This is a genomic window from Sphingobacteriales bacterium, from assembly GCA_012517435.1.
In the GTDB taxonomy this organism is placed as follows: domain Bacteria; phylum Bacteroidota; class Bacteroidia; order CAILMK01; family JAAYUY01; genus JAAYUY01.
In genome coordinates this window covers 18,028-41,614 of the sequence record JAAYUY010000058.1, presented here as the reverse complement: position 1 = coordinate 41,614, position 23,587 = coordinate 18,028, and the positions used below count along the sequence as shown (strand labels likewise).

General features: G+C 39.3%; 18 protein-coding genes. 3 read left to right on the top strand and 15 right to left on the bottom strand.

Translation table 11 applies throughout. The annotated features are described in order from the left end of the window. Positions 1-27: 27 nt before the first annotated feature. The 6 genes from GX437_03535 to GX437_03510 are packed head-to-tail and all read right to left on the bottom strand — an operon-like array spanning position 28 to position 8,392. Positions 28-1,113, bottom strand: coding sequence for an aminopeptidase (locus tag GX437_03535; protein ID NLJ06725.1), 1,086 nt, complete (start codon positions 1,111-1,113; stop codon positions 28-30). Continuing rightward, positions 1,110-2,468 (bottom strand): tRNA lysidine(34) synthetase TilS, encoded by a 1,359-nt coding sequence (tilS, locus tag GX437_03530; GenBank protein ID NLJ06724.1) that lies wholly within the window; start codon positions 2,466-2,468, stop codon positions 1,110-1,112. Before tilS ends, GX437_03535 begins: the two co-directional genes overlap by 4 nt. Next, complete coding sequence (rimO, locus tag GX437_03525; GenBank protein ID NLJ06723.1) at positions 2,461-3,756, bottom strand: 30S ribosomal protein S12 methylthiotransferase RimO; 1,296 nt, start codon at positions 3,754-3,756, stop codon at positions 2,461-2,463. The genes tilS and rimO overlap by 8 nt, the downstream gene beginning before the upstream one ends. A 16-nt stretch (positions 3,757-3,772) precedes the next feature. After that, entirely contained in the window at positions 3,773-4,744 is a 972-nt protein-coding gene (gene ftsY / locus GX437_03520) for a signal recognition particle-docking protein FtsY (GenBank protein ID NLJ06722.1), read from the bottom strand. Positions 4,745-4,751: 7 nt separating this feature from the next. After that, entirely contained in the window at positions 4,752-6,431 is a 1,680-nt protein-coding gene (locus GX437_03515) for a DUF3857 domain-containing protein (GenBank protein ID NLJ06721.1), read from the bottom strand. A gap of 2 nt (positions 6,432-6,433) precedes the next feature. Beyond that, the gene (locus tag GX437_03510; GenBank protein ID NLJ06720.1) at positions 6,434-8,392 is read right to left on the bottom strand and encodes a DUF3857 and transglutaminase domain-containing protein; all 1,959 of its coding nucleotides are present in this window, start codon (positions 8,390-8,392) and stop codon (positions 6,434-6,436) included. 133 nt (positions 8,393-8,525) lie between these two features. Here GX437_03510 and mtgA point away from each other — a divergent pair, with 133 nt between their 5' ends. Beyond that, positions 8,526-9,431 carry a monofunctional biosynthetic peptidoglycan transglycosylase gene (gene mtgA, locus GX437_03505; protein NLJ06719.1) on the top strand — a complete coding sequence of 302 codons (906 nt, stop codon included), beginning with the start codon at positions 8,526-8,528 and terminating at the stop codon, positions 9,429-9,431. A gap of 288 nt (positions 9,432-9,719) precedes the next feature. Here mtgA and GX437_03500 read toward each other — a convergent pair whose 3' ends face one another. The 7 genes from GX437_03500 to GX437_03470 form a co-directional block, all read right to left on the bottom strand. Then, a complete protein-coding gene (locus tag GX437_03500; protein ID NLJ06718.1) occupies positions 9,720-11,180 on the bottom strand; it encodes an NAD(P)(+) transhydrogenase (Re/Si-specific) subunit beta in 1,461 nt (486 codons plus the stop codon). A gap of 3 nt (positions 11,181-11,183) precedes the next feature. Continuing rightward, positions 11,184-11,495 carry an NAD(P) transhydrogenase subunit alpha gene (locus GX437_03495; GenBank protein NLJ06717.1) on the bottom strand — a complete coding sequence of 104 codons (312 nt, stop codon included), beginning with the start codon at positions 11,493-11,495 and terminating at the stop codon, positions 11,184-11,186. 11 nt (positions 11,496-11,506) lie between these two features. After that, entirely contained in the window at positions 11,507-12,634 is a 1,128-nt protein-coding gene (locus GX437_03490; GenBank protein NLJ06716.1) for a Re/Si-specific NAD(P)(+) transhydrogenase subunit alpha, read from the bottom strand. Positions 12,635-12,740: 106 nt separating this feature from the next. Further along, entirely contained in the window at positions 12,741-15,734 is a 2,994-nt protein-coding gene (locus GX437_03485; protein ID NLJ06715.1) for a phosphoenolpyruvate synthase, read from the bottom strand. 10 nt (positions 15,735-15,744) lie between these two features. Beyond that, on the bottom strand, positions 15,745-16,587 hold the full coding sequence (locus tag GX437_03480) for a hypothetical protein (protein ID NLJ06714.1): 843 nt from the start codon (positions 16,585-16,587) through the stop codon (positions 15,745-15,747). A 4-nt stretch (positions 16,588-16,591) separates the two neighbouring features. Continuing rightward, the gene (locus tag GX437_03475) at positions 16,592-17,443 is read right to left on the bottom strand and encodes a hypothetical protein (protein NLJ06713.1); all 852 of its coding nucleotides are present in this window, start codon (positions 17,441-17,443) and stop codon (positions 16,592-16,594) included. A gap of 9 nt (positions 17,444-17,452) precedes the next feature. Beyond that, entirely contained in the window at positions 17,453-20,485 is a 3,033-nt protein-coding gene (locus tag GX437_03470) for a pyruvate, phosphate dikinase (GenBank protein ID NLJ06712.1), read from the bottom strand. A gap of 531 nt (positions 20,486-21,016) precedes the next feature. On the opposite strand from GX437_03470, the gene GX437_03465 reads away from it, so the two are divergent. Further along, positions 21,017-21,769, top strand: a complete 753-nt coding sequence (locus GX437_03465; protein NLJ06711.1) for a glycosyltransferase family 2 protein — start codon at positions 21,017-21,019, stop codon at positions 21,767-21,769. A 156-nt stretch (positions 21,770-21,925) separates the two neighbouring features. Here GX437_03465 and GX437_03460 read toward each other — a convergent pair whose 3' ends face one another. After that, positions 21,926-22,507, bottom strand: coding sequence for a thioredoxin family protein (locus GX437_03460; protein ID NLJ06710.1), 582 nt, complete (start codon positions 22,505-22,507; stop codon positions 21,926-21,928). 177 nt (positions 22,508-22,684) lie between these two features. Here GX437_03460 and GX437_03455 point away from each other — a divergent pair, with 177 nt between their 5' ends. Continuing rightward, entirely contained in the window at positions 22,685-22,984 is a 300-nt protein-coding gene (locus tag GX437_03455) for an RNA-binding protein (GenBank protein NLJ06709.1), read from the top strand. Positions 22,985-22,992: 8 nt separating this feature from the next. Here GX437_03455 and GX437_03450 read toward each other — a convergent pair whose 3' ends face one another. Beyond that, positions 22,993-23,520: a hypothetical protein gene (locus tag GX437_03450; GenBank protein ID NLJ06708.1), complete on the bottom strand. Its 528-nt coding sequence runs from the start codon at positions 23,518-23,520 to the stop codon at positions 22,993-22,995. Between the last annotated feature and the right edge of the window lie 67 nt (positions 23,521-23,587).

The following is a 23,587-nucleotide window of genomic DNA, read 5'->3' as shown; positions in this document are numbered from 1 at the left end:
AGCAATCAAGGGATTGCAAATTCAAAATCATTTATCAATTATTTTATTTATTTTCTCAGGCAAAGCATTTTTATTGACCATCACAGCAACAGTATTTAATCTGACATAAAACTCGCTTAAATACCAGAATCCATTGTATTTATTATCTGTTCCCCACGAATTTTTCACTTTGTAATATTTATTACCATATTGATCGTGAGCAATGCCTACAATATGCATCAAATGGTCATCAGTAGTTGAAAGATGATCAAAAGAAGCCTGCCTGTTTTCCTGAGTAACTTTCGGATAAACTGAAATATCTAAAGTGGCAATTCCCTTTTTTGATGAAAAATCACTTCCTGAAACATCACCATCCCAACAGACAGAATACCCTTTCTGCAGGGCTAAATCAATGACAGCCATCAGGTCATCGATCGGAATATTATAGTATTTATCGTGTGACCAGTTATCAGGAATCTGAAGATCGATAAAAGAATTAAACGGATAGCAGGAATAGGAGGTGAATTCTACATAATCGTTTACATCTATTCCGAACGATTCCCAAAATGATTTTGGTGAATATGCTTTGTTTTTAAACATAAAAGTCTCCGGTTTCTTCCCCAGGTAAAGATCCAATATATTGTTTATCAGATTAATACCTAAAGTAGCATCATTTTTCTTCTGAGAAAAAAGAACATCACTGACAGCTTTCAAAACCGCATCCAGTTCCTCATGATTATGTCCTGCAGACGGATACTGTATTCCTTTAAAAACTTCTTCCGGAACTAATCCATCTCTTTTAATGGCATTCAAAACATCATGAGCCTGTCCTCCTCTGCCAAGGTTGGCAGTCTTGTGTAAGCGAAGATAATTTTCACATTTTACCGGGTAAGTATTCCTGACAATATACATTTCAGATAGGTCATATTCACCTTTTCCCATCCTAAGAAGTTCTGATTCAATGAATGAGATTGTTGCAAAAGCCCAGCAGGTACCGGAATTTGCCTGATCTTTCACACTTGTGGACTTCACTTCAATATCTGTTTGAAAAACAGGCTCTCCGTTAAACAGGTTTTGTGCTGAGCCGTAAAAAGGCAGTAACAACACAAGCAATAAGACTAAATTGTTTTTCATAAGTTATTGTTTTTGAGGCTTATCTTTAAAATTTTTTTCGTTTCTTCAGAAATTTTAACGGGATCAGCAATCCGAATCCCTGCAATCCAGATGATATTTTTACCGGAAATTAAAACTTTTATCTTTTTCCGCTCATGTACCGGAATTTTTATATCTGTCAGAAAATCACTGACTTTCTTTTCAACATTCATTCCATAAGGAATAAAACGGTCAGAAGAAGCCCAGTTGCGGAGGATTAATGGAAATACAACTTTATCGGCATCTACATAAGCCACCTTGCTGTTTTTCAAATCTTCTCCGGGGTGAAAATCAAGCAATTCAATTCTCAGATTGCCAAAATCTTCAGATTGTTGTGTGAAATTAAAATATATTTCATTAATCTCTTCATTATCAGGAACGTACGGACTTACTGTCAGAGAATTTCTGTCTTTGCAAAAAAGGAAATTGTTAAAACAGACTTGTTTACCTGTTTGTGCGGAGGTCAGCTTGATAATTTGCTCAAACTGACTGAAATTCAGCTCATAAGCTTCAAGGATTTTATAAAGCAAAATTTCGGAATGGCCGGTTTTGTTTAATTCAATCAAATCTATTCTGATTGTCTGATCCCTGGAGGAAACAATTTTTTCTGAGGCCTCTCCCATTTTTTCTTCCAGAAAATGGTTTATTTTAGACAATATCAGCGAATTCCGATAAACCGTTTCGGTCAGTGAAGGATTAATTTTTTCAAGTTCAGGAATAATCTTCAGGCGAATTCTGTTGCGGTGAAAACTGATATTTTTATTTGAAGAATCAACTGAATACAGAATATTTTCCTTCTGTGCATAGGCTTCAATTTCACTTCTTGAGAAAGATAACATGGGGCGTATGATTTTATTAACGGAAGGCAAGATTCCTCTGAGACCCTTTAAAGAAGTCCCCCTGCAAAGGTTTAGCAAAACTGTTTCGACATGGTCATTTTTATTGTGGGCAACGGCAATTTTATCAAAACTATTTTTTTTACAAATCTCCGAAAACCAATCATATCTAAGCTTTCTTGCTGCCATTTCGATGGAAAGATGATGCTTCCCGGCAAAGGCAGCTGTTTCAAATTTTACTGAAAAAAAATTGATTTTGTGTTTGTTACAATATTCTTTTACAAAAAGTTCTTCCTTGTCGGATTCTTCACCGCGCAACAAAAAATTGACATGGCCGACATTTATCCTGAAGCCATATTTTTGAAACAAATGCATCATCACCATCGAATCCACCCCACCGCTGACACCTAATAGCAAATTATCAGATTTTTGACACAAATGGTTTGCTTCAATAAACCCGAGAAATCGATTTTCAAATATATCCGACTGATTATCAATCATTTGCAGGATATTTAGCCATTAAATCATGATAAGAAAATCCTGTAATTCTGACCTGATAAAATTCTCCCGTCAAGAGTTTTTTACGGCTTTTGACCAAGACTTCATGGTCAATTTCAGGGGAATCAAATTCAGTTCTTCCGATGTAATGATTGTTTTCAAGCCTGTCAATCAATACTTTAATGTTTTTCCCGACAAAAGATTCATTCTTTTTAAGCGAAACAGACTGCTGGATAGCCATGATGACGGAAGCCCTTTCCTGTTTCTGATACCTGTCGATTTTATTTTTAAGCCGGTAGGCTGCAGTGCCTTCTTCATCTGAATATTCGAAAACACCGAGTCTGTCGAATTCTACCTCTTTCACAAAATCACACAACTCTTCAAAATCATCATCGCTTTCTCCCGGATGTCCGACAAGCAATGTCGTACGGAGCGCAGCCTGAGGTGCACGTTTTTTTATTTCTTCGAGCAGCCTGTAGGTTTTAACAGAAGTAAACCCTCTTTTCATTGCCCTGAGCACATTATCAGAAATATGTTGAACAGGCAGGTCAACATATTGGCAGATTCTTTCATTAGCAGCCATCAAATCTATCAGTCTGAGCGGAAGTCCTGAAGGATACAGGTAATGTAATCTAATCCATTCAAATTCATTTATTTCTGCAAGCTGTGATACTAATTCTACGAGCTTTCGCTGACCGTAAAGGTCGAGTCCGTAGGCAGAGCTGTCCTGCGAAACCAATATCAGTTCTTTGACTCCTTTCTGTGCAAGCCAGTTAGCTTCTTCGATCAAGGTATCAATGGGAGTCGATTTGTGTTTTCCTTTAATAAGCGGTATGGCACAAAACGAGCATTTCTGATCGCATCCATCCGAAATTTTCAGATATGCATAATGTCCCGGTGTTGATAGTTTTCTCGAATATCCTTTTGGCACCAGCAAGCCGGGTTCAATGGCTTTAATAATTTCATCAAAACTGAAAACCCCGAAAAAATTTTTTATTTCAGGTATTTCTTTCTGTAACTCGACTTTATATCTTTCTGAAAGACAGCCAAATACAAAAATATCTTTTATCAGTCCCCTGTTTCTTTTTTCAATAAATTCAAATATGGCATTGACAGATTCCTGTTTGGCATCATTGATAAAACCACAGGTATTGACAATGACTATATCCTCTTCCTCAAGCTCCTTTTCATGAACCACCTCATAGCCAATCTGACTGAGTTTCCCCATTAAAACCTCAGAATCATAGAGATTTTTAGCACATCCAAACGTAAAAACATTAATTCTCTTCATCTGAAATGATTACAAATTATGAGGTCTTAAAAAGCGATTCCACGAATTTTCGCTTATCAAAGAGTTGCAGGTCTTCAATTTTTTCACCTACACCAATATATTTTACAGGGATTTTAAACTGATCGACAATTCCCAGAATCACTCCGCCTTTTGCCGTGCCATCCAGTTTTGTAATAGCCAAAGTATTGACTTTTGTTGCTTTGATAAATTGTCTTGCCTGTTCAATAGCATTCTGGCCGGTGGAGGCATCCAGAATGAGCACTGTTTCGTGTGGTGCATCAGGCACTACTTTCTTAATGACCCTGTCCACTTTTTCAAGTTCAGCCATCAGATTAATTTTATTATGAAGCCTGCCAGCTGTATCCAGAATAACTACATCTGCATTTTTTGTAACAGCCGACTTAACAGTATCATACGCAACAGAAGCCGGATCGCTGCCCATTCCCCTGCTGATAACCTGGACTCCGGCACGTTCACCCCAGATTTTCAACTGGTCAACTGCTGCGGCACGGAATGTATCGCCTGCACCAACAAAAACTTCTTTTTCCATCAGTCTGAACTGATATGCAAGTTTTCCGATGGTTGTTGTCTTCCCTACCCCATTTACACCAACTACCATGATGATGTAAGGTTTAATATTTTCAGGAAAATCAAAGCTCACATCCATTGTACCCTCATGCTCTGAAAGCATTTTGATGATCTCTTCCTTAAGAATACCTATTACCTCATCGGTGTTGAAATACTTTTCCCTGCTCACCCGTTTTTCCAGCCTGTCAATGATTTTTACGGTTGTTTCGATACCCACATCTGAGGATAACAATATTTCTTCAAGCTCGTCAAGAAAACTGTCATCAACAGTTGACTTCCCGACAAGAGCTTTTGTTATTTTACTGAAAAACGAAGTTTTTGTCTTTTCAAGGCTTGCTTCAAGTTTTTGTTCCTGTTCAATTTCTTTTTCCTTATTTCTGAAAATACCGAAAATTCCCATTTTGTTATTATTTACCTGTAAAATAAAGTGTATTGAATTTTTCAGATTGCCAAAATGCAATCAGCTCTTTTAATTTCTGATAACTGTCTGGTTCAATTATCTGTTTGTTAAACTGGATTTTTCTCTGAATAATAAGTTTTTTCCCTTTTTTGCTGATGTCAAAGAAAAAACTACCTGCCTCATTTTCAATGAAAAAATGGGTATTATTCCCTATAAAACGTAATTTTGAAGGATATTCCATGACTATTTTACGATTGTCGGATCTGATTGCCGGTAAAAAGACTGGTGTTTCCCTTTTGCTGACAAAAGCAGGAAGGTGCCACATTTCCATACCCGATTCCGACCATGGAATGCGAATGATTTTGAAAACCGTATCCTGTACAACTGCCAGTTTTTTATTTTCAGGAGAGGTCACCGAAAAAATGTAACCCTTTTCATCCATTTTTACATAATTAACACTTTGAAAATCAATCGATATACAATCGGAGCAGCTTGTCGGATCGTAAGTTGACATTCCTGAATAAAGAGGAAGATAGGTGGCGTAAACTACTCTCCAATAATTTTGATTAACAGATAATTCATCTTTCTGATCAGCATAATAAGTCAAATCCCTGCTCTCTTCTCCTCTGAGCATTATCTCAATCATACAGTCGGAAAAAGCATCAATATTCAATGAAGATATTGATTTTGTAATTCCCGGGGCGATCAACTTCAGAACAGGTTTAATTCCAACACTCTGTAAAATGGCATTCATCAGGGTAAGCTTTTCTATTCTGGTCCCTCCGCAATTCTGAAAAACCTCATCCGGAGTCTGAATTTTATAACCTGTCAGGTTTAGCGGCAATGGGTAAGTCCGGATATAATCAGTAATGTATTGATGAACTTTGGAAATAAAATCCAGATTGTCTTTTGAAGCAGATTTTGTCTTTTCAACCCACTGGCGTGCTTTTTCAGAAAGATAAAAACTCATGGCCGGTTGATTTAAAAACTCATTGTAAACCACTTTCAAATCTTTGGTGGTGAATATCAGATAGGGTTCAAAAACCTGAGGTGCCGGTTGCCAAAACTCTTCCGAAATTGCTTTCAGTTGAGAAAACTTCCATTCATATTGCCGCGTTCCTTTTTCAGAAACTATTTCCGGCTGAGCCTGAATATTTAGTAAATCATATTTCAAGTCAGTCTGCTCAGGGACAATAACTTTGATATTCAACTCGCCAACCGGTGAACTTTGCTGAATGCGTTCATTGCCCATCAGGCAAGGGAAAAAGCCATTTTTTGTAATCAGTGAATAATCCACATGAATAATACAATTGGGTTCAATCCCTGTATGAGTAATGACTAACCTCCTGAGAAAATTGTAAGCAGGGGCATCGGCAGCTTCAGCAGGCAACACTTCATTAATAGCATTTGCAGGCAATCTGACAATTTTTCCGTTTTCAAGCCGCGTAAATACTTCGTGAATTTTTATTTCCTGATAACGAGGATTGTAATTGATAACTGTTTCCCCGTACTTCCGGTGAATAGCATAATATGATAAGATTTTCAGGTCATGACTATAACGTTGTTCAATGGTACCATCCTGATGAAGAATAAATGTTTTTTCCATCTTTAGATAAACAGCATCTTCATTTCCGGCAAACAGCCTGAAAGAGGCAACTGTCAACAAGATTATGATTAACTTTTTCATTATCAGAAAGTTATTTTATTTAAAATAATTTTTGAAGCAGCAAGCCTGACCTGATTGTTTACCACCTGCCTGAATACAGGCCAGTCTTCTTTTTCATATACCCGTTTATTTAAGGAAACATTTTCCTTGAAGATCAGTGTCTTATCTTTAATCTGAAAGGATGAAAAGAATGAAGCAGGGGTTCCCTCAATGTCTTTTACCTGAGGAATAAAAACAGCGTTCATAGAAAAAGGCAGCTCCATGGTTTCATAAATTTCAATCCATTTTGAGCAGGCATCCCGAAAGCCATATTTCTTTTTTTCAGACTGCAGATTAATTTTCAGGTGTGGATGAAAATTTTTAAAAATGGCAGTTGCTGAAAATGGGGTAAAAATGAACTGGTTATCAACAACATTTGCAAAATTACCAATGTGGAAAACAGCTTCCAGCCTGAAAGGCTCACTATAATCATAAGCATCTGAAAATGAAATCTTTTCAATAGTCATCTGAGGAAAGACTGATAATAACTCTGTTTCCATCAATCTTTCCCAATTGTTGCGGAAAGTCCTTGTAAGAGAAGAGCGGAATGCGGCATCGCTTTGCCCTTCAGCAATCAGGAAAAGTTTACCGCTGAGACTGCCGTCTTCATGGAGTTTTGATTCAACTGTCAGGTTAAAATAATGGTTTTTAGCCGGAGAAACAGGAATTTCCTGCAGCTGTTCGCCTTTTGGGGTTCCGATAATATAGTTTTGTTGTTGTTCACGGCTCGACCAAAGCTCCCTGACAAAAGGTACCCAGGTAGGATCGAGCATATGAAGCTGGCCGTCTGACAACCTGACCGCAGTAACGGAATGATTGAAATGGTCGGCAGGAATATTTTCAATACGTGATCCTGCCATGGTCATGGCGGCATAAGCTTCAAATCCGGCTGCACGAAGCATGGTAACGAGCATGCCAGCCTTATCTTTGCAAACCCCGCAGCGGTCTTCAAAGGTCATTTCCGCTTTATGGAGGGTATATCCTTCTCCGCAACCCATGTTAAGCCCGAAATACCTGATATTGTCGGCAACCCAATGCGTCAGTCTTGAAACAGAGTCTAACTCATCTTTGGCTCCTTTCAAAATTTCGTCAGTTTTGGCTTTAATATCCGGTGTCCATTGAAAACTCCCGTAGTCTTCATTCACTTTGTAAAACCATCTCGACTTTGAAGGCCAATCGGGAGCGGTTGTCAGAATGAGTTTTGGTGCCACATCGAAAGGATCAACCATATTGGGTTCCCTTTCAAGAGGAGAAATGTTTTTCTTGCAAAATGAATAGCAGATTTTTCCATCCAGATTCCTGACAACTGGAGTAATTTCGCCATTGTAAAATGAATATTGAAGCAGTTTGGCCGAAGGAAGGATTGTTTGATAAACCTTTTCAAGAGTCTGCCAGCTGCTCCAGAAAGGAACTATATCGTAATAATGCCCGCGCATAGGAGGAATATATTTATCCTCATCTTCCTCAAGTAGGGCATAAGTGTAACCTTTTTTATAAATCTCAATTTCAACGGCTTCTCCCGGTTCCAGTCTGCCTATGGCAATCATTTGCTCGCGTGCACCCCAAAGGATCAGGGAAGCTGGTGCCGGATAATCGAAAATCCTGTCTTTGGCAAGCTCTTCAATATGTCCGTCATTCCTGTAAATCTTCACCTTTTTTACCGACATAAACATGCTCATTGGCTCATAGCCAAACTTTTGAATACTCAGGTCGAAAGCTCCTTTTTCAGTCAATGCTTTGTATAGTAAATGCAAATGAAAATGGCTCAGTCCTGATTCCATTACTTCCACCCTTGTGCTGTCAAAAATGACTAAAACAGGAGAATTAGGATATTTCGAGGCATCTCCGGCAGTTTTGATCAGGTCGGAATAATCGGCAGCTGACAGCTGGAGTAAAAGGGTGAAAAAAAGCACAAAAAAAACAGTAATTTGCCTGAAAATCATTGAAATAAAATGTTTAATGAGTTATATTGAGGGTACAAAGATAAAATTATCCACCTGATTGATTATCGTTTCCCTGCTTAAATGTAAGTTTGCCGGACATTATTCATTAGTTTTCAACGTTTTAAATGAGCAAATGATAAAAGCCAGGAATAAGTCAAATTCATTTTCGCACATCATCAGAAAAATCATACTTTGGATTCTTATTGTATTTTTTGGCTCAACCCTATTTTTCACCTTGTTGTACAAGTTTGTACCACCACCAGTAACTCCCCTGATGATAATCCGGCTTTTTGAACAAAAAAAAGCAGGAAAACCCCTGACACTTCAAAAGAAATGGGTAAGCCTGAAAAATATTTCAGGATATATGCCCGCTGCAGTTATCACCTGCGAAGATCAACATTTTCTGACTCATCATGGTTTTGACATTAAAGCCATCAAAAAGGCACAGCAACACAATGCGCGAAGCAAAAAGAAAAGGGGCGCGAGTACCATTTCACAGCAAACAGCAAAAAATGTATTTCTCTGGCCAAAACGATCCTGGTTTCGTAAAGGAATGGAAGTTTATTTTACTTTGTTGATAGAAGGAATCTGGGGGAAGAAACGGATAATGGAGGTTTACCTGAATGTCATTGAAACCGGAGATGGTATTTATGGGGTAGAAAAGGCAGCTCAGTATTACTTTCACAAAAATGCCGGAACTTTAACCAAAAGAGAGGCTGCACTGATAGCAGTTTGTTTACCTAACCCGCTGAAAATGAAGCCAAACAAATTAACCGGTTATCGTCTCAGGCGATTATCATGGGCTATGCGTCAGATAAATTATTTTTATCCTGTCGAATTCGATAAGAAAAAGAGAAAAGAAACTGAAAAACAATTTATTAAACAATATAAAAGCCGTCCTGAACCTCCTTCAGAGCCGGACCCGATGGATGAAAAACCTGAAGAATTTCTGGATGAAAGTCCGGTTTTACCAGGAGAGGTGATTGAAAATATAGGTGAAGAAACTGAAACCATTGAGCCAGATTCACTTCTTAAATAAGGAGAAAACTTCAGTAACGCAGGCTGGTGAGCGGAACGGTGTTGCTGATGAGATAAATTTCTGTAAGTAGGCAATAGGCAGTTTTCAGTTGGCACAAAAAACCAGTAACCCATTACTAATCACTCATTACTCATCACCCTTTACTCTTAACAGGTACCCCGCAACTTATTCTGGTTATTCACAAAATCATGATACTAAAATATGAAAATTGCAACAATCCACAAGCAGGAAGTCATGAACAGAATAGGTCTGATCAGGCTGAATCAGCTTAAACCCATCTGATATACTCTAAAGATTCTTTATTTCCTCAATCAGTTTTTGGATGGTAGATTTAGCATCGCCAAACAACATCCTTGTTTTTGGATGAAAAAACAGCATATTTTCAATAGCAGCGTAGCCTTTTCCCATTCCTCTTTTCATCACAATGACATTTTTAGCTTCTCTTGCCTTGATAATAGGCATGCCATAAATAGGAGAAGAAGGATCGTCTTCGGCAGCCGGATTGACCACATCATTGGCTCCTACAATTACCACAACATCAATATTAGGCATATCCGGATTGATATCATCCATTTCAATCAGTTTTTCATAGGGAACATCAGCTTCAGCCAGCAAGACATTCATGTGTCCGGGCATACGTCCTGCTACCGGATGAATGGCATATCTGACTTCCACTCCTTTCTCTTCCAGCATTTTATCAAGTTCGTGGCAGATATGCTGAGCCTGAGCTACTGCCAGTCCATAGCCGGGAACAATTGCCACTTTCTGTGAATAACTCAGTAATACAGCGGCATCCGAAAGAGTAATTTCCTTAACGGTACCGGTTTCCTGATTAGCTGCACTGCCTCCACCCCCAAAAGCGCCAGCAATGACATTGATAAGGGAACGGTTCATCGCATTGCACATGAGAATGGTCAGAATGGTTCCTGAGGATCCGACCAGAATACCTCCTGTAAGCATAGCCTGGTTGTGATACAGAAACCCACCAAAAGCAGCAGCAAGTCCTGTAAATGAGTTCAGCAGTGAAATAACCACAGGCATATCTGCTCCTCCTATCGGGCTGACAAACAAAATTCCATAGACAAAAGAAAGTCCGAATAATACCCACAGAAGCGTCATATCGAGGCTCTGATAACCTTCGTGATCAACATATTTCGGGAAAAACACGATGGCAATAATCAGGGCAAGTAAAACGAGCAGGATCAGAATGTTAATGGGCCTCATGATTTTATTTCTGATATCGCCCAGATTTCCATTCAGTTTTCCGAAAGCTATCATGCTTCCAGTAAATGAAACTGTTCCAATCATAGCACCTAAAACGATGGTGATGACAATACCTGCCTGGTAGTGCCCTCCCACCACATGAAGATGAGGATATTCCATCAGCGAAATCAAAGCAGCACATGCACCTCCCATTCCGTTAAATAAAGAAACCAGCTGTGGCATGGCGGTCATTTTAACACGTTTGGCCACTATCCATCCGATTAAAGTTCCGATAACAATGCCACCAATAATCCATCCTATGTTGTGAATACCCTGACCGTCTTTTTTATGGAATAAAATAGTTCCTGCAATTGCAAGCGTCATCCCGAACGCAGCCCATAAATTTCCTTTCCTCGCTGTTTCAGGATGGCTGAGCATTTTAAGTCCGAATACAAACAATACAGAAGCAATCAGGTAAATCATTTCGAGCAAAGACTGTCCGGAAGAAAACGACAGTTCTTTAGTAAAATTTATTATCTCGTTCATAACTTAGTCTTTTTTAGGTTTTTTCTTAAACATCTCAAGCATACGGTCTGTAACCACAAAACCGCCAACCACATTGAGTGTTCCAAGGATGACTGCAAAAAATCCAAGGATGATAGAGGCAGTTGTTTCGGCATGTCCCATCACAATAATGGCTCCGATGATAACGACTCCATGAATGGCATTTGCTCCCGACATCAACGGGGTGTGCAAGATAGCCGGAACATGTGAAATAACCTCAACGCCCAGTAAAATGGACAGGGCGATGATGAACAACATCTCTTTGTTAACGTATAAAAACTGAAATATCTCCTGCATGGCTTTAATAATTAAGGTTCAACAACTGATTTTATTCTTTCGCTGATGATATTTCCCGAATGAGTAACACAGGTGCCTTTAACAATATCATCTTCCAGATTAATGTTATAATTTCCTTCCTTATCGATCAGCAGTTTCAGGAAATTAATAATGTTTTTCCCGAACATACGGCTGGCATCAACAGGCATGGTGGCAGGGTAATCTGATTTGCCAATAATGGTTACACCATTTTTCACAACTGTACTGGCATTTTCGGTCAGTTCGCAGTTACCACCTGTCGAAGCAGCGAGGTCAATAATCACACTACCGGGTTTCATGGCTTCAACCGTTTCTTTCTTCAGCAGTATAGGGGCTCTTTTACCGGGAATCTGAGCAGTGGCAATGATGACATCCGATTTAACTGCATGATTATGAATAGCTTCCTGCTGTTTTCTTTTATATTCTTCCGTTTGCTCAACCGCATAACCTCCGGCTGCTTTATCTTCAACTGCCCCTTCAACCTCCACGAATTTTCCGCCAAGGCTTTTCACTTCTTCCCTGACAGCCGACCTGACATCGAATACTTCAACCTGGGCGCCCAGTTTACGGGCAGTAGCAAGTGCCTGCAGGCCTGCCACACCGGCTCCGAGTATCAGCACCTTTGCAGGTTTGATGGTACCGGCAGCGGTCATAAACATAGGGAAGAAAGTCGGTAAAAAGCGGGCAGCATCGAGCACAGCCCTGTATCCTGAAACAGTTGCCATTGATGATAAGATATCCATGGCCTGAGCACGGGTTGTACGCGGAATAATGTCAAAACTGAATGCTGTCAGGTTTTTGTTTTTCAGGTATTTAACCGTTTCGACATCTGACAGGGGATTGAACACCGACATGATGGTTTTTTGCTCTCCGATTTTGTCCATTTCCGATTTTTCGGGCGTATTGATACAGATGACTATATCGCTTTGTGTCAAAATGGTGTTTCTGTCAGTTATTTCAACGCCCTGAGCTACATAGTCGTTGTCGCTGGCAAAAGCTGTTTCTCCCGCCCCTGATTCTATTCTGACATGAACTTTCATTTTAACCAGCGTAGCGGCATCTTCGGGCAGCAATGCCACTCTTTTTTCAGGCTCTTTTTCTTTGAGTATTCCCAGAATCATGTTTATTTCCTTTTAGTTATCAAAAAATTAAAGAGGCAAAAATAAAACTTCTGGTTATTGGAAATAAGATTAATTCAGAATTTGTCTGAATACATCAGATGAAAGTCTAAATAACATTCTGAGGATCAATGTATTCTTCCTTTAAAACTACGCCAATATTTTTTTGTCCGTCAATTTTTATTTTAATCGGATTCTGAAAACGAATGTGCTTCAGATACTGATTTTCAAAAACACATTCTTTACTTTTCAGATAATCAAGGTCAAAATAACCATCATTGATAAACGGATTAATGGTAAAATATCCCACCCTGAAAGAAGTCAGGTTCTGAAAGAAATGGGTCCCCTGGCTTGGATCGATACGAAAACTTGACAGGCCAGATTCGACTATAATTCTTGCCTGACAAATCTGAGCCCACTTGACCGGAATACCCAGCCATGGATCGCTGCTGCCCCAGCGGCCCGGACCAACCAGCACAAAATACCTTTTTTCATCTGCCATTTTCGCATTCAGTTTTTCTATTTCTTCGGCAATTTGTTTGGTTGCTGATGATTTGAAAGTATCAGGTTTTACATAAATAAAATCGTAAATGTCGTTAATAATCCCGTTTCCCAATGCTGAGTTTGAATAAATAATACACTCGTTGGGTTCAATATCTTCTATTTTGCAGTTCAGTTTTTCGTCTGTCTGAACGATAGGCCGGATCTGGAGATAGTTGAATATTTTGGGGCTGTCTTTCGGGACATTGAGGTTGACGGCAAACTCAATCTCAATGGGTTTGTTCATCTCTTTTTGCCCTATTTCCAGTAAATAGCTCAGAATATCAGACAAAGGGAAGAGATGATGATTCAATATAGGTGAAAAAGTTACGATGATTTTCCCATTCTGAAAATAACCATCGCGAATGATATCATTTTGAAAATCATAGGTAGAAACCACATATTTAAGAGAACCATGCGCTTCAGCTTCTGAAATTTTAAGTTTCAACATATTGCAGCTATCATCAGTGGAGGGAATAAAGCGGGTATTTTCCATGTCAAGGGCATAAAAATATTTTTGCGTTTCCCTGAGTGCATTTTCAGTAGAAGACAGCTGAATAATCCGTTTGGGGTGTTTCGGGCTAAATCTTAGAGAAACCCCTCCATCCACAATATATTTTCCAAGTCCAAAGGCAACATTGGCCACTCCGTCTTTTGATTTTTCAGGATCTATGGGGTAGAAATTGATGGAGCGAGCCACCCCCGAAAGAGTTGGATAAAATTTTCCATTATATTGATTACCACACACTTCCTGTAAAACAATAGCCATCTTTTCGGCATCAATCACATTCGAAGTGGCTTGCATATAGGCTTTGCTTGATTTGTAAAACACGGAGGCATAGACGGCTTTGATGGCATTACTGACCAGTTCGAGAAAAGTTCTTTCATCGGTTTTAACATTGGGGACCATATAAGTGGAATAAACCCCTGCAAAAGGCTGATAATGGCTATCTTCGAGCAAACTTGAGGAACGAACGGCTATAGGGTTTTTAATAACAGACAAAAATGCCAGCAGGTCGGCATGGATTTTTACAGGCAGGTGGGCATTTAAAAAATGAGACAATATTGCCTCATCAGGTAAATCGGACAAGGCAATTTCCCATAAATTATTGATTTCGAGAAACTCATCAAAAATATCAGTGGAAATGACCACTGTCCGGGGAATGGTGATAATAACATCCTGAAATTTATCAATAATGTCATGTTTTTTAATCATTGAATCAATAAAGGCAAGGCCGCGGGCTTTACCACCAATACTTCCTTCTCCGATGCGGGAAAAAATAGTAAATTCATCAAACCTGGTCCTGTCAAAATCGGCAATAATACCCCTCCCTTTGTTTAATCTGTAAGCTACAATAGCATCATAAATGTATCGCCTGATCTGATCGAGGTCTTTGTTGAAATCTTCCATGGTCATGTACTTCAGCTTGTCAGCAATCGGGAACAATGCCCTGGCATTCAACCATTTGGAAAAATGATTTCTTTCAATATGATAAATGAAACTATCATCCGGAATGTCAAACAGTTTATGCTGCAGATCCTGAAGGTCAATGGCTCTTCCTATTTCTTCCTTTGTCTTGGGATCTCTGAATATAAAAGGGCCGAAAGCCAGATATTCATTGATATAATCGCGTAATTCGAGTGGCAGTGTTTTCGATTCCTTATACAAAAACTTGACATCAAGCTCTCTGGCATATTTTTCATTTTCAAGTTCAGACGACTGAAGTAATACCGGCAGGTACAAATCCTCTTCCTTCAATTTTCTGCATAGTTTTACACCCGCCAGCTTATCAGTCTCATTATTCCTTTTATAACTAATGTCGGTTATGACTCCCAGCAGATTGTTTTTATATTTCTCATAAAAAGTGATGGCTTCCTCGTAGTTGGTGGCCAGCAGAACCTTTGGCCTCCCTCTCAGTCGTAGCATTTTTTGGTGTTCGTTCAGGGCTTCGGTGATAAACTCCCTGCTCTGACGGAAAATAATTTTATAAAGCAAAGGCAAATAGCTGCTGTAAAAACGAATGGAATCTTCCACCAGAATAATGGTCTGAACTCCCACATTAATCACATCATCTTCGACATTCATCTTGTCTTCGATAAGTTTGATGATAGCAAGCAGCAAATCAGCATTACCAAGCCAGGAAAACACATAATCGACCGCACTAAGGTCTTCATTGGTGAGCTTAAGCGAAACCTCACGTGAAAAAGGTGTCAGTACGACAATGGGAATCCATGAATATTTACCTTTTATATTTTTTGCCAGCTCAAACGGATCCATGTCTTCAATACTTAACATATTGATAATCAGATCTATTTTTTCTGAAGCAAGGATTTGAAAAGCCGATTCGGCAGAGGTGGCATGGATGAAAGTCGGTGGATAACGCAGGCTAAGTGAAGTATATTCATTGAAAATCTGCTCGTCAATGCGACCATCTTCTTCAAGCATAAAGGAATCGTAAGCACTTGAAATAAGTAACACCTGATGAATGCGTTTTTTCATCAGGAGGTGAAATGAAGTTTCGTCAATTTTGCTTGAAAATCGGTAATACTTTGAAAATGGCATTTTAAATTTATTATGGGTACAACAAACGTTTTGTATTTTCCGGGGAATCCGTATCAATCACAATAAGGGGAAGTTCATGGGTATGGTTTGCTCCGTTAAACATCCATGTTTTTCCCAGTTTGTCGGAAAAATGACCCGTCAGAAAGGTAGATTCATGAATATGGCCATGCAAAGTCAGAAATGGTTGCCTGCTTTCGATAAACCTTCGGATAGCTATACTTCCGACATGGACATCCAGCGGAATATGATCTATCATTTTTCCATCGAAGGCAGCCCGGTCGAGTTTTGTCTGGTATGGAGGCGAATGAAATAAAAAAACAGCCTGAGAAACATCAGCATGGCCGGAGAGTCGTTCAAGGTCGTCTGCTATGGTAGCAAATTCGGTGTCGTAATCAGGCTCTTTGGTTCTGAACCCCTCATCAGGAGGAACACAACCCGGATCAACATAGCGCGAAACATCGTATTTTTCCCAGTCTTTCAGCAAAAAGGGCGTTGGCGGAACAAAAGAATATCCGTAGAAATCAATTCCTTTGAAATGAACCATTTTCATGTGAAGATAGGTCCATATTCCGCTTTTCTGGGCATCTATAAAAATGGATTCAGCAATCCCCGGGTCATCATTTCCCAAAATCAGGCCCACAAAAGGATATTCATCTTTCATCCCTGATCTCAGACTGTCAAAATTTTTTATCAGAAAATCCTCAACAAACTCATGAAAATCAATCTTTCTGACATGAGGAAGCAAATCACCGCCCAGCAAAACCACATCAGGCCTGATATTTTCAACCTGCCTGAACAATTCGTTATAGCGCTGAATTTTTCCGTGGAGATCCGATGTAAAAAGAATTATCATGAGCTTATTCTCCTGCAAATGGAATTTTTCGTGCCGAATTTTCGGTTGATCCTATCATGATGGCATAAGATGTCTTCTTCTCAATATCTTCATCTGTAATGATATGTAAATCAATCAATCCGTCTTCCGACAGGCAACCGGTTTTTTCATAATTGTATTCAGCGAGGGCATGACTCCAACCAGAGATATAAGCCAAAAGTGCATTTCGTTGCAGGTCATTTCCCCTGAAATGAATCAGGAGATCAATATCGCTTTTTGGCCCTGCCGTTGCGTTTTTTGTACTTCCAATTACATAACAGGCAACAACTCCGGTTTTTTCCCTGTCCAGTTTTCCGACCAGTTTTTCAACCATTCTGTATCGCCATTTCCAATGCTGGTCGTGAAAAACAGGCAATATCTCATTGCTTTCCATTTCATGCGTCAACAGATGACTCTCTTTTTGCAAAAGCTCAATCGTTTTTTGCAATTTACGGGAAAACAAGTATTCACTTATCTTTAAAGCAATGACATTCAACAACTTCTGTTCTTCAGGCAAAAACTGGCTGCCATTGATAAGGCGGATGAACTGCATATAAAAAACCTCTATTTTCCCCATTACCTTGTCGTCCACTACTATATCAGCAGACTGCACCCATAAAGTTTCCAGAAATTCTTCGGATTTAAACACTTCATCTTCATAGGTAATTCGTACACAACAAACGGAAGGATATTGCCATGCAGGAGGAATAATTTTTACAAGTTGTTGAAAAACATAGTTTAATGATGAATTCTCATGGCGTAGCAAATCAATCACCTGATACAGGCAATTCAGTTCTTTTGCCCTTTCATTCAGCCTGTCTTTAATAATATCTTTCATAGGAAATTTTTACACTTTTATGACAGCAATTCTTTTTTTACCATCCATCATCACCTTGAGTGGTTGTTCGAAACAGACATGGGTAAAGAAATTATACTTACTGACCAGTTTTCCTTTTTTCAGTAAATCCCAGTTAATCCATTGATTTTCATATTCCTGCTGAATAGTAAAATAACCCACATTCATTGAAGTTACATTATGAAAGAAATGGGAACCGGAAGAAGCATCAAGAGGAAAGTCTTCAAAACTTGTTTCAACAATCACTTTGGCATTGGAAATCTGAGGCCATGCAACCGGAATTCCAATCCATTGATCGCGTGTTCCCCAACGTCCAGGGCCTATCAGAATATAATTTTTATTCTGTTCGACCATCCTGCTGTTTATTTTATCAATTTCGGCTGCCATTTCCCGTGTTTTTGATTTATCAAAGTCCTGATAATCCACATAAATAACATCAGTCAAATTGTCAATCATTCCATTTCCCATCCCTTTAACCGTATAAAGAATGATTTCATCTTTTGGGATGTTGTCTGCCTCAAATTCGAAATCCTGAGCACTGCCGAAAAGCGGTTTGATCTGAAGCAGATAAAAGGAAGCCCTGTTTTTATTGTCTTTTGTCAAATCCACAGCGAATTCAATTTCGACCGGTGAGCCCAGCGCTTCCTGAACAATTTCCAGAATATCTGCAATGGTTTCGGCAAGCGGAATATACTGATATTTAAGTATATCTGCAAAGTTGATAATCCTTGGACCATATTCAGACAAGCCGGGGACTATACGCTCGTTGTCGCGGTCGTAAACAGAAGCAAGATGTTTAATGCTACCATGCGTTTCAGCTACATCAATATCAAGTTTTATAAGTCCGGCATCCTCTCCTTCCATCAGGTTAATATCTTTGTTTTTCAGGTTTACAGCATAAAAATAAACCTGGGAGTTTTTATACTGATCTTTAGGGGTGTTGATGTCGAGGGTCGGATATTTCGGACAAAAGCGATAGGCTTTTTCGCCCTGAACGACATAGGTTCCCAACCCAAGAGCTGCAACTGCAAATCCATCTTCCGGATTCATGTGCCCGAACGGATAAAAATTGTACGACTGGGCGACTCCGCTGATATGCGGATAATAATATTCATCAAACTGATTCCCAACAAGTTCCTGAATTACAACTGCCATTTTCTCCTCTTCGATTTTATAATGAACTGCTTCGATATAGGCACGGGCTACAGGAGAATAAACAGAAGCATAAACCAGCTTGATGGCTGACATACACTGTTCCAGCCTGACATTCAGGTCGGGATGATTGTTGGGCAATATATAGGTTTCGAAAATTCCGGCAAAAGGTTGAGCCAGGGAGTCTTCAAATAGTCCGGAAGAACGTATTGCCAGCGGTTTTGTAATGTTTTTCAGGATAAGTTTCAGTTTTTTTATCAGACCTTCCGAGAGATGTCCTTTAGCAAAATTTTCCCTGATGAATTCATATTCAGTAATGTGTTCATCGAGCACCTCTCTGAGATTGTTGCGATCAAGAAAATACTCGAATTCATCGGCACCAATGATGGAAGTTTTCGGGGTTCGTATATTAATGTTAGGTATAAGCTGATGAAAATCAAAATTATAGATAAGCGTATTGACAAAAGCAAGGCCTCGTCCTTTTCCTCCCAATGCTCCTTCTGTCAACAGCAGAATATTGCTCTCGTCATTGATAGCTGATTCTTCGAACGGAATCACTTTTCCCTGATTCTGCTCATTACGGAATTTCTGAATCACGTCAATCAGATATTCACGCAATTCCTGAGGACTCTTAAAATCAGAAACTTTAGCAGGATTGATAATTTTTGCTACCTGTATTTCGCCTCTTGCCATCAGCCAGAGCGAAAAATGATTGCGTCTTGCATGGTAAAGCAAAGAATCGTCAGGGATCACTCTTAATTGTTTTTCAAATTCCTTCAGGGAATGAGCCACCGCAATCTGAACCCCTTTGCTGTTGCGGTAAACAAAATTACCAAAACCCAGATAATGGGTAATAAAACTTCTGAAATCCTGCAGAAGGCTGTCGGAATTTTTATCTATAAAAGTTGATTTTAGTTCGAAGGCTAACCTGGCGTTTTCAGGATCAGAAGATTGAAGTATGACAGGAAGGTCTTTAAACCGGCTTTTCACATGGCTGACCAGTTCGTAACCTGCCATCGGATGATCAACACCGTTTTTCCTGAAGCTCATGTCGGAAATCAGACACAGCAGATAATCCTTATATTTTTCAGTAATCTCAATGGCCTCTTCATAATTGGTAGCAAGCAAAATCTTTGGCCGCGCCCTGAGTTTCAATACGCGGTAAAGCTCATCTGTTGTTACATCATCAATAATACGTTTGGTTTGTTCCATTACCACAGAATAAAGCATAGGAAGATAGCGGGTATAATAAATCGGGGAGTCTTCCACCAGCAGAATCACCCTGACCATCCCAATCCGTGTATCATTTTCAGCGTTTATTTTGTCCTCCAGATGCTTGATCATGGAAAAAAACACCTTCGAATCCCCGTTCCACACAAAAAGACGGTCAATAAACGGGTATGACTTATCATGAAACAAGGAAACATCCTGGTTGTTGTTGAGCAGGAAGAAAATCGGGATGTAGGGAAATTTTTCACGAACCTGATGACTGATGCGAACGGGTAATTTTTTATCCACACCAACCATAAAGATAATCAGATCGTAATGTTTTGAATAAAGTTGTTCAAAAACCTCTTCCTCTGAAGAAACACCGGTTATCCGTGGAAGTGAAGTCAGGTTGAGCTGATGATATTCGCCAAGTACATATTCAGAGAATCGCCCTTCACGTTCAATGCTGTAAGCATCATAAAGGGTAGCCACAAGGAGAATTTCCCGAACCTTATATGGCATCAGGTCGTGATAAATATCTCTGTCGTAATTGTTTTTATTTAAAAACTGATGAAGAAGCTTACGTCCGGGTTTCAATGTTCCCGGCACAATACAGCTTTCAGCTTTTTCTTCCTTGATTTTGAAGACCTCCCTGGCCAGCATGGAATTGAGGTAGCCTGTAATCAAACCGGCTAAATTATTAATAAGGTCACGTTCTTCTTTCATGAAAGGACCTTCATCAATCTCCATAAACTCACGGGTATAAAAAACCTCAATGCTCCCCTTTTTCCCGTCAAAAGATTCAAATCCAGCCATCTGCGACCATTTTGTTTCCAGAAATCCCTGGCTGGTATAAACTTTCCCATTGTATCGTATTCTTATGCAGGTAAATTCGGGATATTGCCATGCTTCAGGCAGGAAAAAACACAATTGCTGAAATGTATCATCCAAAGGTCTTCCTTCTTTCAGCAAACCTGAAGTCCGGTTGATGGCTGCCAGTTCCTTTAATCTCTCCCGGTGGGCATGTTCCAGTATATTTTCCTCGTTAAATGCTTTATTGGTATCTGCCATCTTTGTCATTTTGATTTAAACTGTTTGTGAGAATTTCTACAATTTTACAAAGCTTTTTTAAACAGTAATTATTTTCAGGCAAAAATATTCATTTTCGGGGTACCTTTGCATGTTTTAGTTGTCATGCTGAACCACCAGAAAATCATTGTTGTCCTTCCTGCTTTCAATGCAGAAAAAACACTGGTATCTACATTTTCAGAAATACCTTTTCCATTGGTGGATGAGGTGGTGCTGGTGGATGATAAAAGTACCGATCAAACCATCAGTATTGCCAGAAAATTAGGTATCAGGCATATCATTGAACATCAGAAAAACCTCGGATATGGTGGAAATCAGAAGAGCTGTTATAAAAAAGCACTCGAACTTGGCGGAGATATTATTATCATGCTTCATCCTGATTATCAATACACTCCCAGATTAATTCCGGCAATGGCAGAAATTTTATCCAGTGGACTCTACAAAGTAGTTTATGCCTCAAGGATTTTGGGGAGAGGTGCACTGAAGGGAGGAATGCCACTTTATAAATACATTGCAAACAGGATTCTCACCCTTTTTCAAAACCTGATGACCGGGGCAAAGCTGTCGGAATATCATACAGGATATCGTGCTTTTTGTCGGGAAGTATTTGAAAAAATTGATTTTCAAAAGAATTCTGACGATTTTATTTTTGACAATGAGCTGACTGCCCAGATTCTTTATTCCGGTTATGAAATTGCTGAAATTACCTGCCCTACCAGATATTTTAAGGAAGCATCCTCTATCAATTTCAGACGAAGTCTGATTTACGGCTTAGGGGTCATTAAAATTTCCATCCTCTATTTCCTTCAGAAAAGACTTGGCTTTAGTTTCAGCTTATTCAGAAGAACCAATCAATAAAATAATTAAATCATTATAAATCAATCATTTAAAAAGACAAAAGTAACATTTTGCCATGGCAGGGAATGTAAAAGCAGATTCTTTTCATTTCTACCAGTGGCTGCAGGTTCATAAATTTTGGGCCTGTAGCTTTTTTTTTATGAAAAAGATTGAAAATTAAACCAGATCGCAGGCTTCGGGTGGCATCCACTTCGGGTCTTTTCCATGCCACTTGATATTGCAGCCTATCGGATTAGTTACGGATTTCCTGACCGGCCTGCCGTTTAACACATCCTCCAGGGCATTTTCAAGATCGTTGACAGTGCTGAGGTGTGCCTCACGCGGGTTATCCAATGCCCTGCCGGTATAAACCAGCCTGCGGTTTTGGTCAAATACAAAGAAATGAGGAGTTTTCAATGCTCCGTAATGCAGGGCAGATTGCTGGCTTTCGTCAAACAGGTAAACCCAGGGAAACTTCTTTTCCGCCATTCTTTTAACCATATTTTCAAAACTATCTTCCGGATAAGTAAGCGGACTGTTGGCATTTATGCCGGCAAAAGCCACTCCTCTTTCCCGGTATTTAAGCACCGTTTGCCGGGTTGACTCATCGGAACCAATCACATAAGGACAATGATTACAGGTAAAAAAGACCACAAGAACCTTTGCATCTGCAAAATCTGAGAGGCTGTAAACTTTACCGTCCGTAGCAGGAAGGTGAAAATCAGGGGCACTTTCCCCAATCTGAAGTGTGTATCCCATAAAAAATTTTTTGGGCACAAAAAATTCAAAAATTAAACCAATAATTAATTTGTCGTGTCTGAATTCTGCTATTACCTTTGCGCAGTGTTTTGTTCTGGTTATTTGAATTTTATCAATTCATTTTGACAAGATTTAGATTACCGGCCCAAAGCAGGAATAATTTTTAAAGTATTTATAATGAACATTTACATCGGTAATCTAAGTTACACCGCAAGAGAAGACGAAATTTCAAAGATTTTTGGAGCTTACGGACTGGTTGAATCAGTTAAAATCATCACCGACCGCGATACCGGCAGGTCAAAAGGATTTGCTTTTATCACCATGCCCAATGAAGACGAAGCCAAAGATGCCATTGCTGCATTAGACCAGAAAGAGTTTTTCGGAAGAAAAATCAAGGTCGTTGAAGCCAGGGAAAATACCTCTCAGAGGTCATTCAATCCCAACAACAGGTTTCAGTCGGGCAGACGGAACTATTAATACTTCCTTTAGTTTAGCGTCAGACTTTTTATAATCCCGTTGACTACGGGCTGGTAGTGTTTTTTCTTCTGCTCAGGGCATTGGAAGACAAATATAATGGTTTGGTTATCATTTATTTTTCCTCCGAAAATACTCATAAATTGTCCCGAAGTATTTTCGCCTGATTCAGAAATTTCCATGACACATACCTCCTGACGGTTGTTTATCAGTTGGGTTTTGCTGCTTCTGACCGATTTGTTTTCGGTAAATACCGAAATCTGGTCAAGATAAGATTTAATCAGATCGCAGGAGGCATTGGCGGGTTTTGTATCGACCAGAAATGCCCAAAGGGTGGTTTCTGCCTTTTTGGTTTGCCAGACCTTCAGTAATTTCAGTACTTCCCTGTCCTGAAAATCTTTGACATCCTTTTTTTCCAGCTGAACTGGAATAGTTATTTTTACTTTATTGTCGAGGAAAACATATTTGATGTATTTCTGTGAATAGGAAACCTGTGCGATTAGTCCACAAAACAATATCATTATCAATACCTTACGCATATCTTTGATTTTTTGTGCAAAGATACCCGTTCAGCAGTTGGGAATTGTCAGAAATTATTCACATCCG